Here is a 13,794-nt window from a genome sequence, read left to right as displayed (position 1 = left end):
AGCGACTTCGAGCGGAATAGCACGTGCTATCCTGACGGGATGGAACGACACCTGGACGTAGCCAAGAAGTGGCCCACTTTTCCTCTGACAGCACTCGTCTTGTGGAGTCTGATCAGCTTCGTCATGCCGTCGATGGCGGGGTCGCTCTCGCCGTTCGAACCCGCACCGGTTGAGGCCGAAGAATCGAACCTCCGTGGTGAGACCTGGTTCGCGGAGACCGCCACACATTCCATCCAATTGACGCCACTCACCACCGAAATGCGTCTGGCCTACTTCGAGCGCGTAACGGGACACCCCACCGACCCGTTCGCCGCGCCGGAAGGCCAACCCGAGTATCTCTCGTTCCTCCTCCGTATCGAGAATCGCGGGGATTCGGAATTGATCTACAACCCGCTGCGGAGTTGGCTCGTCACCAGTGGACGACAGGTCGAGGCCCCGGTTGGCGCCTCGGACCTGAAATTCGATTTCCGATCGACCGGACGAGAGTTCCCGGTGGCCTACCAGGAAGCGGCGGAGCTACTCTTCGACAACGTCCGGACGATGGCACCCGGGGATTCGGTTCACGGGTTGTTGCTCTACCCCGCGATCGCTCCACGGGTTAAACAGTTCAAGATCGACATTAATGTGGAAATCGCGGGTGTCGGCGAGAGCGAGCTGGTGGCCGCATACCAGCGGGTCAAACCCAAGAAACGAAACAAGACGCGAGGGACCGGGACACCGGAAACGGAATAGTCCCTGTAGAGGTTGATGTGACGGAGACGCAGATCGAGACGAAAGTCCTTGACGGGAAGGCAACTGCGAAGGCGATCCGCGCCGAGGTTGCGGAGGGTTGCGCAAGTCTTCTTGAACGGCATGGGATCCGTCCCGGCCTGACCGTCGTGCTCGTCGGCGAAGATCCTGCTTCATCGATCTACGTGCGAAGCAAGAACCGGGCGGCCGAACGCGCCGGGATGACCTCGGATATCATCCGGCTCCCCGCCGATGCCTCCGAGTCAAAAGTCCTCGAGACGGTCGAGCAACTGAACGCAGATGCCAGCGTGCACGGCATCCTGATCCAGTTGCCGCTACCCGACGGAATCGATGCGAGCAAGGTGATCAAGGCGATCGATCCAGATAAGGATGTTGACGGTTTTCACCCCGTAAACGTCGGGCGGGTCAACATCGGCTTGCCCGGGTTCGCACCCTGTACACCTGCAGGGGTGATCGAGCTCCTGAAGCGATACCAGATCGAACTATCGGGAGCCCACGCCGTCGTCATCGGCAGAAGTAACATCGTCGGCAAGCCGATGGCCGCACTTCTTCTGCGTGAAAACTGTACCGTCACCGTCTGTCATTCGCGCACGAAAGACCTCCCGGCCGTCGCGGCCCAGGCCGACATTCTTATCGCTGCCGTAGGCCGACTCGGGATGGTCACGGCTGATTTCATACGCCCCGGTGCCGCGGTCATCGATGTGGGAATCCACCGTGTCAGCGACGAGGCGATGGTCCGCGACCTGTTCGACGACGACGCCAAGCGGCTGGCAACGCTGGCCGAGAAGGGTGCGGTCGTCGCCGGCGATGTCCACCCCGCTCAGGCTGCCAACCGTGCGGGCTGGCTGACACCGGTCCCCGGCGGGGTAGGGCCGTTGACGATCGCGATGCTTCTCAAGAACACCCTCACCGCCGCTACGCGATCCGCCGAGCGAGCCTAGAGCGCGACGATGCCATTGCTGGTGGCAGGGTTGACCGGTGGAATCGCCACCGGCAAGAGCACGGTCGGTCAATGGTTGTCCGAGCTTGGTGCCTACGTCGTCGATGCGGACCGCCTGGCCCATGAGGCGATGGCGCCGACAGGGCCCGCCTACGACGGCGTGGTTACCGAATTCGGTCAGGAGATCCTGGCGGCGGATCTGACCATCGACCGAACGAAACTGGCCGCGGATGTCTTCGGCAATCCGGCGCATCTCCAGCGACTGAACGCGCTCGTCCATCCGCACGTGCGAGACGCCGCCAGTCGCCGGTTCTTCGCACAGGTGCAGAAGGACCCACATTCGATCGGTGTCTTCGAGGCGGCTCTCCTGGTGGAGACCGGAGCCCATCGAGATATGGATCGACTGATCGTCACCCACTGCCGCCGGGAGACACAGATCGAACGGATGCTGGCCCGCGGTCTGGACCGCGAGGAGGCGGGGTTTCGGCTGTCCGCCCAACTTCCACACAACAGCAAGATCGAACTCGCAGACTTCGCCATCGACACCGACCGCGGCCGGGAAGAGACCCGAGAGTCCGTACGAGAGATCTGGGCTTCTCTGAGGGGAGAGGCGCTCGGTAGTTGACAGTAAACGGGCCCTTCTCTACTCTGAAGTTACCCACCTCATCAGGAGCCCGCGACGTGCCCGAAGCCACTCGCCTGAAACAGAAGCTGGCCAAGAAGATTCCCGTGGTGCGGGAACAGGTAAAGCAGGTTCTGGCGGACCACGGCGACGCGGAGATCTCGACTGTTTCCGTCAGCCAGGCGTATGGCGGAATGCGTGGCGTGAAATGCATGGTCACCGAGACCTCCGCACTCGACCCCGACGAGGGCATTCGCTTCCGCGGCTACAGCATCCCCGAACTACAGAAGAAGCTTCCGTGTGCCGCAGGCGGGTCGCAGCCCCTCCCCGAAGGGTTGTTCTACCTGCTTCTGACCGGTGAGTTGCCGACCGACGACGATGTCACGGAGATCACCGCCGCCTGGCGCGGTGCCGAAACTCTCCCTCCAGCGACGATCGCCCAGCTCGAGGCGTTGCCGGTTGACACCCATCCGATGACACAGTTCTCGGCCGGCATCCTCAGTCTCCAGACGGAGTCGATCTTCGCCGCGCGCTACCGAGAGGGGATGCCCAAGACCGACTACTGGGAGGCAATGTTCGACGACACCATGCGACTCCTGGCACGGCTGCCGTTGGTGGCGGCCTACATCTACCGTCGTAGCTACAAGGGCAACCAGCAGATCGCGCACGACGAACCCTCGCTGGACTGGGGTGCAAACCTGGCCCACATGATGGGTGTAGAGAACGAACAGTTTCGGGAGTTGATGCGGCTTTACCTGACGATCCACGCGGATCACGAAGGTGGAAACGTCAGCGCCCACACGACGCATCTGGTGGGGTCTGCGCTCTCGGATCCGTACCTCGCCCTCTCGGCGGGAATGAATGGCCTGGCGGGTCCGCTGCACGGTCTGGCAAATCAAGAGGTCGTCCGCTGGATTCAGGGGATGACCGCCGAGATCGGCGAAGAGCCGACATCCGATCAGGTCCGGGACTATGCGTGGCGGACTCTGAATAGTGGTCAGGTGGTGCCTGGCTACGGTCACGCCGTCCTGCGAAAGACCGACCCGCGCTACATGGCGCAGCGGCAGTTCGCTCTCAAGCACTTTCCCGACGACAAGATGTTCAAGGTCGTGTCGCAGTTGTACGACATCGTCCCCGACATTCTGAAGGAACACGGAAAAGCCAAGAACCCATGGCCGAACGTGGACGCGCACTCGGGCTGCATCCTCGTCCACTACGGCGTGGTTGAGTACGACTTCTATACCGTACTGTTCGGCGTCTCTCGGGCAATCGGTGTGTTGGCATCCCTGGTCTGGGATCGTGCGCTGGGTCTCTCCCTCGAGCGGCCGAAGAGCGTGACCTCCGAGTGGATTCGTGAACAGGTGACCTCGACGGTCGGTTGATCAGTCGGGTTCTTTCGGGTCAGTCTCGAACTCGAGTTCCTTCACCAGCCCCGCGTAGCGCTTCTCGATGCTGAATCCGTACGAGTAAAAATACTCCGGCCGGAAGAATCCGGTCGTAACGGTCTTGATCCCAATCGACACCAGACGATTGAACAGCTGCTTCATCAGGCCGTCCGCGACGCCCTTTCGTCGGAAGCGGTCCATGACCACGATCTTCTCGAGGTGCGCTGCTGGATCCTCTTCCAGCTCGTAGAAGATCCCGCCGATGAGTTGGCCTCGCTCGCCGATAGCAACCAGATAGCGGTGTTCGGGCCGGAAACGAACGTCCAGTTTTGCCGCCAGGAACAGGCGATGTAGGTGTCCGACCTCCTTGGGGCTGAGCGCATGCCGAACCCGAAACGGCCGACCGTCGTGATCCTCGAGGGTGACGACCATCTCGCTCTGTTGCGTTCCGGCAAGAGTTCCGCTGACGAACGCGGCGGCGTCTTCGGGGCGAAGGTAGGGATAGGAGAGACGGGCCAGGAAGTAGTCGTCGTCCTCACCGTGCTTCAGTTTTGCCCGTAATTCGGCGATCGCATCGACACGCTCGTCGCCGATGAGAAGACCGCCACGAATATTGGCGATCAGTGTCTCCAGCCCCTCCCGTAGCGTCTCGTCGCTTTCTTGAAAGACGGTGTCCAGAAAGAAACGAATGCGGGTCCAGGGAACCTCCTGGTCGAGGGCCGCGAGGTTGTACGTGTCGTAGAGTTCACGAACCGTAAGTGCGCGCGCCTCCCTCGTGGGGTCTTGCCCCAGTTCCCGCCAGCGGCGGTACCGCTCGATGGCGAAGAACAACCGGCGTGGTCGGAACCCGCGACTCTTCACCGATTCCAGGTAACCCGCCAGGGACGTGAGAAGCTCATCGTCTGCATCCTCGCGTGGGCGATCCAGAATTTTCTGTAGCAGTGCGACGCCCTCAGTTTCTCCCGAGATTTCCAGGACAGAACTGAAGATGATGTCCCAGCCCACAAGTCCCTTGAGTGCCGGGTACAGCGTCTCGGCGGGCTCGATGAACTCGTCACGGAACGAACGAATCATGCCGAGCACGCCTTGATGGTGACGACGGGCCGTCACCGAGACGATTCTCACGCCGTGTTGAAAGTCGTCCATCGGTACGATCACATTGGTCATGCTCGGGTCGGCGATCTCCCAGCGCTTACCGGAGCGATACCAGAAGTCGACGTAGGCACCGAGCGCCGTCCACGCGAGAAACGGCCAGGACTGTGGGAGTCGCTCCGAGTCGCCGTGGCGGGCCATGCGGCGCAGTCCACGGGCCAGCGTGTCACCGGATACGTATTCCTCAGACCAGAGCTTATTCTCCCGCCAGTAGCCGCCGAACTCTTCGACGAGGGGCTCACGATCGCCGGATCCGCCACTGAGGATCAGCCAGTGGACCTCCTCATACACCTGCTTCTCCGTCAAGCCGTGGTTGACGTTGACGGCAAGATCGTGGGATCCCTGATGTCGGGTGTGAATCGTGACGCGGTAGACCGCCTTGCCGTGACGTTGTCCCAGCAGGCGTACCCAGACGCCGCCGCGAGGAATGTCGGACAGTCGGATGATGATGCCCTTCGAGAACAGGAACACGGCCTCGCGCAACAATGTTGTATCGCGAACGGCGACCAGCAGGCGGTCGCGATCCTCGACCGGAATATCGTCGTTGAATGCCACGACGTCGCTCCAGCCATACTCGTCTCCGGTCTCCGGATCGACGGCCACCTGGGCGCTGGGGCCGAGCCAACGACGAAACCCCTCTCGAAGCGAAACGGCGGCTTCCTTGGCCGCCGACCGCACGGTCTCGTGCGGCGCCACGATTTGCATGCGAACCAACGCGGCGCGTAGCGTCCGGTACGAGGCGGGGTGAGCCGAGCCGTAGTCCGCCAGCAGTTGCAAGAGCGAGAACGCCCGACTCGTCTCGTCACGCGCCGAGAGGCACGCACGATGAGTCGCTTCGATCCACGCGTCGATCTTGGCCGGACTAAGAGTGGCCCGAGCGATCGCGTTGCGTGTGTCGTCATCCAGTAGAATTCCATCGCCGTCGAGGAATCGGCGGAGTGTCTGGTCAAACCGTTTGTCTCGTTCGAGGCTGACCAGTTGCGCGAGCGCGCGACGTCGTAACTCGATCGAACCGTGGGTGGCAATTCGGGCCAGCGCCCAGCGGGCCGGGTCGGCCAGTCGATTCTCGTCGGTGCCTACGTTGGCCGCGATCCGTTCCAATGCTGCGATGGAGGTGCCGGGTTGGCTGGACGCCAGGAGGCGGGCCCCCTGGTCGAGCTGTTGGAGCCGCCAACCGTCTACGGCGTCCAACTTATCAAGGAGATCCTTCTCGGTGTCCGGCGGCGTCGAGGACTCGTAGCGCCTGATCCACCGAACGGCTCGGGACGTTCGGCCGGGTCGCTGACGTTCGGAGAAATCGAGTGGCAGGAAATCGACCAGGGGCCCGTTTCCAAGCCACAGTCTGGGTGCGCTGAGAAGCGCACCTAGGTCGAGGACGCCAGGCGGGTGGCCGTATGCCACGTCTCCGACCCGAACGACGTTGTTGCCGAGAGCCTCGATCGTGAGGAGCGGCTCTGCCCCGGTGCGTCTGAGAGTGTTGTTCTCGACCGTCAGGTCCTGGGCCGTCATACCGACGACTTGCAGCAACCAGTTCGGTAGGACGATCTCTACACCGCCAACGTTCAGGTAGGTTCGCCGGTAGAGCGCGCTAATCTGCTCCGAGAAGTTCTGTGCAACGTTTTTTCGTCGTGGCGTGCCCTTGGGAGTCAGCTCGCCCTTCTCGGGGTCCAGGTCACGGTCGATCAGGGCGAAGTCGACGACGCGTTCGAACGGGGCCAGAAATTTGTTCACGGAGACGACCAGCGAGCGGAAATGGTCCCGCAACTCGTCGGGTGTCAGATTCGCGAGATCGATGTCTCGATAGTCCGGGTTGGGATAGATCAGGAGGGTGTTGAACTCACGATGATCCCCCACCAGAAACGCACGCCCGACCGACTCCAGATCGCGAAACAGGTTCTCGATACGTTGAGGTGCGATCGTCTCGCCCTTGACGTTCTTGTAGATCTCCTTCTTGCGATCGACCAGCTTGATGAACCCGGCATCGTCCAGCTCCATCAGGTCGCCCGTGTGGAACCAGCCTTCTTCGTCAAACGAGGGGCGTCCGTCAGAGGGGTCGAGATAGCCGATCATGACGTAGCCACCTCGAACCAGGAGTTCGCCGTCCTCCGCCAGGCTGATCTCGATCCCCGGGAGAGCACCTCCGAGGGAATCGTTCCGATATCGCTCGGGGGGCGTCATCGTTATCCCGCCGGTGGCCTCGGTCATGCCAAAACCGGACATCAGCTCGACGCCACGCGCCTGAAAGAACCGGAAGATGTCAGAGTCCAGGTAGCCCGCCGCCGAAAGACCCCAACGGAGTTTCCCTCCCGTCAACTGATCGGTAACCGCCTGAAGCTCCTCATCCGACCCGAGCAGCGGATCGACACGCTGACCGATCGACTCGTAGAGCTGGATCCATTTCTTGGGAACGCTGATGAAGACGGTCGGCTCGTACCGCTGCATACCGCGAATCAGCGCATCAACGGACGGATTCTCGATGAAGCAATAGGTGGCACCCCAGAAGATACAGCCGAGCATCTCGAGGAATCGCCCGAACGTATGGAACAGCGGCAGAAAGCAGAGAAACGTGTCGCGGTCGCCGATTTCCGGAAGCGCGAGGGCCCGCGCGAACCGCTTGAACACCAGGTTGCGCTGTGAGAACTGGATGGCCTTCGGGGTGCCGGTCGTGCCGGACGTGTACATGATCGTCGCGAGATCTTCGCTTCGCACCCCGTTTGAGCGCTCGACAACGGTCGCTGCCGGAACTCCCTCGGCGCCGACGAGAAGATCGTTCCAGGAGGTCACACGCTCGGTCCGACGCATCTTGGGGTCGAGGCTGATGACGTGACGTAGATCCGGTAGCGCATCTCGACATTGCGTCAGCTTCTGCAACTGCCGACGATTCGAGACCATGACGGTACGGGCGTGACAGTGACGAAGAATGAACTCAACATCGGCCCCGGTGGAATTTCCAGGAACCATCACGTTGACGATCCCGGAAGTGAGACAGGCGATATCGGCTAGCGCCATCTCCAGCCTGTTCTCCGAGAGGATGGCGACCGGTCCCGGTTCTCCGTCGGGGTCGAGGGCCAACAGTCCGCGCGCGATCAATTGCGCACGTTGCGACGCGTTGGTCCAACGCATCGCGGAGGTCTCGTACTCGTTCGGAGGTAACTGGAACAAGGTCCGCGAGCCGTACTCGTCGACCCGTTGACGGAAGAGAGGCCCGACCGTCAGGTGGGACGCGTCAATCGCCGCCAGAATCCTCTTCGCCCAGTCATCCCGTGCCTCCTCGTCGATCCGTTTCAGGACCTCGGAGCGGCGCACGAGATCCAACGCCAACCAGGCGATCTGTCGGGCAGTCGGTCGATTCTCGGCGGCGCCACGGTTCAGTCGCTGAGTCGAGCGCTCGAGGAGAGCTGCGAGGGTCGCGAGCGGGAGATGCTCGAGGATGGCATCTCGCGTCAGGGCGTCGGTCAGCGACCGGGCCGCTTCTCGGTCGATCCGGGTGGACTGCTGCTCGGGTGTCAGTGGCCGGGCGGCGTGCTCGAACGCCACCTGGAGGATCTCCGCGGCCTGGGTGGCGGGGCGGATGGCGAGCCCGCGAAGGCTCTGCAACACCGCTTCGAGTCGGGCTTTTGACTTAGTAACATCCATCGTGGCGTATGCGGGTCGGCGCGAGTCCTGTAGAGTAGGGGCGGCAGGGCGATTATAGTTCGATTGATCATCCGACGGCTCCAAGATCGGGGCCGAGAGCTTCGGAGGAAGTTGTGTCCAGTTTCCACGTCGCGGTCATCCCCGTCGGCAGGGTCTCGGCGGAGGAGGTCGAAGCGTCACTGCAGCGAGCGGCCCGAGCGCTGCGGCAGCCGCTCGAGCTGCGCGGATCCATTCCGGTCCCGCAGGGAATCGAAGAATCCGAGCGTGGCCAGTTTCGTGCATCGCTCCTCATGCAGAAGCTGCGTGGGATGGTGCCGCAGCTCGGTCAGGGGAAGATGATTGGGCCCGAGGGGGCGACCGACGAGCGCCCGCCGTTCAAGACCGACGGCTACGTGTTCGTCACCGATGCCGATCTCTACACCGCGAATAAGGACACGGTCTACGCGGCTCTCAAGTCTGCGGCAGGTCTGTCCGTCGTCTCCTTACGACGAATCCGTGAGGCGTACTATCGACGAAAGGCCGACCCGGTCAAGCAGCGCAACCGGATGGTCAAAGAGATCATTCGTATGGTTGCCCGCCTCAGGCGCGCGCCGGCGTGTGGCGATCCGAAGTGTGTCCTGGCGGCATCGGAGATGATCGCGGATCTCGACACCAAAGAGGAAAAATTTTGTCGCTCGTGCTCACAGCGATTGTTCGAAGGACGGGTTAGCATCTAAGAGTGAGGGGGAGTCGTGGAACGAGTGGGGCAACGGCCGGAAGACGTCATCGTGGTTATCCTCGGAGGAGGCCGCGGAACCCGCCTCGAGCCGTTGACGTGGCGTCGCAGTAAACCTGCGGTACCCATCGCCGGGAAGTATCGTCTGATCGACATTCCGATCAGCAACGCGATCCACTCCCACATGGAGCGGATGCTTGTTTTGACGCAGTACAACTCGGTTTCGTTGCATCGTCACATCGCTCAGACGTATCGATTCGATATCTTCTCCAAGGGGTTCGTGCAGATCCTCGCCGCGCAACAGACGCCGGCGGACGCGGAGGGTTGGTTTCAGGGTACCGCGGATGCGGTGCGTCGCAACCTATGGCAGATTCGCGAATCGCCCGGGGATCTGGTCTTGATTCTCTCCGGAGATCACATTTATCGCATGGACTATCGGCAGATGCTCCGTGACCACGTCGAGGCGAACGCCGACTTGACCATTGCCGCACTGCCATGCTCCGAGGACGAGATCAGCAGTTTCGGAGCGATGCGCGTCGACGAATCGGGTTGTATTCGCGAGTTCCGTGAGAAGCCGAAGACCGCTGCCGATCGTGCGGGGTTGGCGACATCGCCGGAGCTACTGGCCGAACGAGGTATCGAGGGCGACCGACCCTACCTGGCGTCGATGGGCATCTATCTCTTTCGCAAGCAGGCTCTGGTCGATTGTCTGGACAACGACCTGGTCGATTTCGGGAACAACGTCATTCCGGCCGCTCTCCAGCGATTCAAACTACAGTCGCACTTCTTCAGCGGCTACTGGAGGGACATCGGTACGATCCGCACTTTCTACGATGCCCACATGGATCTCGTGCGAGCCGATCCGCCCTTCGACTTCAACGACGAAAGCTGGTCGTTCTACACCCATCCGCGCTACCTACCGGGGTCGCGGTTGCGTGGATGTACATTCACGGAGGCGTTGCTGGCCGGCGGGGCAAGTATGGAAGACTCGGTCATCGAGAGATCGGTCATCGGCATCCGCTCGCGTCTGTCTAAGGCCACCGTGAAGAACTCTCTGATCATGGGTGTGGAGGAGGGACCCCCATCTCGCGGCTCCGATTTCCCGCCGATCGGTATCGGGGAAGGATCCCTTGTCGACGGGGCGATCGTCGATCTCAATGCCCGCATCGGACGCAACGTCGAGATCACGAATCGTGAAGGGGTCGACAACGCCGACGGCGACGGTTGGGTCATTCGCGATGGAATCGTGGTGGTCGCGAAGAACACCGTTATTCCGGATAACACGAAGATCTGACGTTCAGAGCAGGCCCGTCTGACCGACGTACAGCAAGCCTGCCACGGCGCCGGTCAGTAGCGTCGCGAGTGTCGCCACCAGCAGAGCTCGAGGACCCAGCCCCGCCAGATCGTTCCGTCGATCCGGCGCGATCGCCGTGATGCCGCCGACGAAGATCCCCACCGAAGCCAGGTGGGCAAACCCGCACAGTGCGTACGAGAGGACGAGTTGGGTTCGCGCCGAGACCGCGCCGGATTCAGCGAGGGCCCCAAGCTCTCGATAGCTAACGACCTCCGTCATCACGATTCGTTGCCCCAGCAGGCGGGCCGCCTCGGGAAGATCCGCGGCTTCGATGCCGAGCATCCAGGCGAACGGGTAGAACAGAGTGCCCAGGACTCCGTCGATGCCGATCCATGCGCCCTGGCCCCCGATGGAGGTGACCAGCGCCCCGATGGCGAGGTCGGCCAGGCCGACGAGGCCAAGGACCGCGATGAGCAACGTCGAGATCCCGGCGGCCAGACGAAGACCGTCGGTTGCACCGGACGCGAGGGCCGCCAGCCCCCCTTCGTGCGCCGACGGTTCTCGATCGGAGGGTACGCTGCCGGCCGTCTCCGGTGCGCCGCCTTCCACGGATTCGGGAAGCATCAGCTTCGAGATCAACGCGGCGGCCGGGATCGATAGAAACGAAGCGGAGATCAGATGGCCGGCGATGCGGGGGAAACTGTTCTGGAGGAACAGGACGTAGATCGCCATCGTCGTGGACGCGACGGTCGACATCCCGCAGCCGAGTACCGTTAGCAGTTCCGAGCGTGTCATCCGTTTCAGGTAGGGCTTGGCCGCCGCACTGGCCTCGACCCCGAAGAACAGGTTTGCGGCGGCGACGAGTGCCTCCGCGCCGGAGAGGCGAAGGGTCCGGTGGAAGAGCCGCGCCAGGAGACGAACCACGAGGTGGATCAGCCCGTAGTGACGGAGCAGGGCCATCAACGCCGCGAAAAAGATGACCGCCGGTAGAACCTGGGCGGCGAACACGAAGCCGATCGAGGGTGTCCCGTCGTCGGAAGTCGACCCGGGGGCCAGCGCCAGCGGGCCCAGCAGAAAGTCGGCGCCGGCGCTGACCGCCGACAAAGCCGCGATCACCGCATCGTTGACGATCACCAACATCCCGCGGCTCGCCGGTAACCAGAAAATCAGAACGCCGGCGAACAACATCAGTGCGAACGATCCGCCGACGGTCCGCCAGGAGACCGGCCGCTTGCAACCCCCGCTGAGCCATGCCACGAGCATCAGGAGCAGGCAGCCGAGAAGCGAAACAAGATTGAGCGCGCTCATCCGGCTATTATGGCAGGCATGCGGACGATCAGAACCCACTGCAATCGCGATTGCCCCGACGCGTGCGGGATCGTTGCCACCGTGGACGACGGCAAGATCGTCAAACTGGCCGGGGATCCCGATCATCCCGTCACCGAGGGGTTCCTCTGTTACCGCACCAATAAGTTTCTCGAGCGCCAGTACGACCCGGATCGGATTACGAGCCCGATGCTCCGGAACGGGGAGACCTTCGTTCCGATCTCATGGGACGAGGCGCTCGACCGGATAGCGTCGACGATGTTGAAGATCCGTGAGGAAGACGGCGGCTCCGCGATCCTGAATTACCGTAGCGGTGGATCGCTGGGAATGATGAAGCTGGTCAGCGACCATCTCTTCGAACAATTCGGACCCGTGTCGATCAAGTCGGGCGATATCTGTTCCGGTGCCGGCGACGCGGCGCAACTCAAGGATTTCGGCGAGGAGGACAGCAACGATCTGTTCGATCTGCTCAACAGCAAGACGATCGTCATCTGGGGTAAGAACCCGTTCGTCAGCAACGTCCACCTACTGCCGGTCCTGAGACGCGCCAAGGACCGCGGCGCTCGACTGATCCAGATCGACCCGGTCCATCATCGTGGCGCCGACCTCGCATCGCTCTATCTCCAACCTCGCCCGGGAGGAGACATCGCACTCGCTCTTGGCGTGATGCGTCACCTGTTTGACCACGGCGGCATCGACCCCGAGGCAAGCCAATACTGCGATCACTTCGAAGATTTGCGTGAGAGCTTTAGCGAGAGCACCGTTGAGGAATGGGCGAACCTGGCGGACGTCCCGGTCGGCCAACTGGTCGAGCTGGCGACGTCGTATGCCGACGGACCCTCGGCGATCCTCGTGGGGTGGGGGATGCAACGACGCCGAAACGGTTCGGCGGCGGTGCGTACGCTCGACGCGCTCGGGGCGGTCTCGGGGAATGTGGGAGTCTCCGGTGGCGGGGTGTCGTTCTACTTCAAGCGACGCGGACCCTTCGACACGTCGTTCCTGAAAGGGGAGCAGGTCGCTCCACGTCAACTGCTGGAGCCGTTGCTTGGCCAGGAGATTCTGGCGGCGGACGATCCGCCGATCCGCATGGTCTGGATCTCCAACGGCAATCCCGTGGCGATGCTCCCGAACTCCCGCGTCGTGGCCGAGGCGCTGGAGTCCCGCGAGTTCACCGTCCTCGTCGATTCGTTCCTGACCGACACGGCCCGTCACGTCGATCTAGTCCTGCCGACCACCACGATGCTCGAAGATGACGATATCGTCGGTGCCTACGGGCATCACTGGCTTGGCAAGGTCAGGCCGGTCGTCGATCCACCGGACGGTGTGCGAACCGACTTTCAGATCAGTTGCGCGCTGGCGGAGCGACTCGGAGTCGTGGGGTATGACACCGACTCCAGAAGCTGGCAGCGTCGCATCATGTCGCGGCTGGCAGATGCGGGGATCACGCTCGAGAGCCTGGAAGAGGGGCCGCAGCGCAACCCGCTGGCTCCTACCATTCTGTTCGCCGATCGGAGATTTGCGACCCCATCCGGCAAGGTCAACCTGATCCACTCGTTTGATAGCGAGGGTCCACGACCGACCGTCGATCGGCCCCTGCTTCTGGCCGCCCTCGCCGACGGCAAGCGTCAGGCGTCGCAGACCCCATCGCGTTTACAGTCGGGGCCCGACAGCGTGACCGTTCATCCGGACATGGCTGCCGGATTCACGGCGGGGGAGCGCGTGATCGTCGAGTCTGCACTCGGAAGCCTGGAGGCGATCCTGAAGCTGGACCCCCGTCAACGGCGTGATATGGCGTTGATGACCAAGGGAGGCTGGTTGCATCGTGGACGCTGTGCCAACGTGATGGTTCGTGCCCGAGCCACCGACGATGGCGGTGGCGCCTGCTACTACGACGAACCGGTTCGACTCTTACCGCTCTAGATTCAACGGAGAACGACGTGCCGCAGCATCGGTTCGAACCCCCGCGAGGACGTC

At 62.4% G+C, this 13,794-nt stretch carries 9 protein-coding genes; 7 read left to right on the top strand and 2 right to left on the bottom strand.

The features are described 5' to 3' along the window. The first annotated feature begins 39 nt into the window (after window positions 1-39). The 4 genes from OES25_04695 to OES25_04680 are packed head-to-tail and all read left to right on the top strand — an operon-like array spanning window position 40 to window position 3,694. Complete coding sequence (locus tag OES25_04695) at window positions 40-732, top strand: hypothetical protein (protein ID MDH3626939.1); 693 nt, start codon at window positions 40-42, stop codon at window positions 730-732. 17 nt (window positions 733-749) lie between these two features. Then, the gene (folD, locus tag OES25_04690; protein ID MDH3626938.1) at window positions 750-1,691 is read left to right on the top strand and encodes a bifunctional methylenetetrahydrofolate dehydrogenase/methenyltetrahydrofolate cyclohydrolase FolD; all 942 of its coding nucleotides are present in this window, start codon (window positions 750-752) and stop codon (window positions 1,689-1,691) included. A 9-nt stretch (window positions 1,692-1,700) separates the two neighbouring features. Further along, entirely contained in the window at window positions 1,701-2,315 is a 615-nt protein-coding gene (gene coaE / locus OES25_04685; protein ID MDH3626937.1) for a dephospho-CoA kinase, read from the top strand. Window positions 2,316-2,371: 56 nt separating this feature from the next. Continuing rightward, window positions 2,372-3,694 (top strand): citrate (Si)-synthase, eukaryotic, encoded by a 1,323-nt coding sequence (locus OES25_04680; protein MDH3626936.1) that lies wholly within the window; start codon window positions 2,372-2,374, stop codon window positions 3,692-3,694. On the opposite strand, the gene OES25_04675 is transcribed toward OES25_04680, so the two are convergent. Beyond that, window positions 3,695-8,485: a GNAT family N-acetyltransferase gene (locus OES25_04675; GenBank protein ID MDH3626935.1), complete on the bottom strand. Its 4,791-nt coding sequence runs from the start codon at window positions 8,483-8,485 to the stop codon at window positions 3,695-3,697. It lies immediately after the preceding gene. A gap of 113 nt (window positions 8,486-8,598) precedes the next feature. Here OES25_04675 and OES25_04670 point away from each other — a divergent pair, with 113 nt between their 5' ends. Together OES25_04670 and OES25_04665 are read left to right on the top strand one after the other, a co-directional pair. Further along, window positions 8,599-9,201 carry a hypothetical protein gene (locus OES25_04670; GenBank protein ID MDH3626934.1) on the top strand — a complete coding sequence of 201 codons (603 nt, stop codon included), beginning with the start codon at window positions 8,599-8,601 and terminating at the stop codon, window positions 9,199-9,201. 15 nt (window positions 9,202-9,216) lie between these two features. Further along, complete coding sequence (locus OES25_04665) at window positions 9,217-10,494, top strand: sugar phosphate nucleotidyltransferase (GenBank protein ID MDH3626933.1); 1,278 nt, start codon at window positions 9,217-9,219, stop codon at window positions 10,492-10,494. A gap of 3 nt (window positions 10,495-10,497) precedes the next feature. Here the strand turns inward: OES25_04665 and OES25_04660 are convergent, their stop codons facing one another. Next, the gene (locus OES25_04660; GenBank protein MDH3626932.1) at window positions 10,498-11,802 is read right to left on the bottom strand and encodes a nucleoside permease nupX; all 1,305 of its coding nucleotides are present in this window, start codon (window positions 11,800-11,802) and stop codon (window positions 10,498-10,500) included. A gap of 18 nt (window positions 11,803-11,820) precedes the next feature. On the opposite strand from OES25_04660, the gene OES25_04655 reads away from it, so the two are divergent. After that, entirely contained in the window at window positions 11,821-13,740 is a 1,920-nt protein-coding gene (locus tag OES25_04655; GenBank protein MDH3626931.1) for a molybdopterin-dependent oxidoreductase, read from the top strand. Window positions 13,741-13,794: the final 54 nt, after the last annotated feature.

It is taken from the genome of Acidobacteriota bacterium, assembly GCA_029861955.1.
Lineage (GTDB): Bacteria > Acidobacteriota > Polarisedimenticolia > Polarisedimenticolales > Polarisedimenticolaceae > JAOTYK01.
Note: the sequence above shows the minus strand (reverse complement) of the source record. Positions and strands in the feature narration are given on the sequence as shown.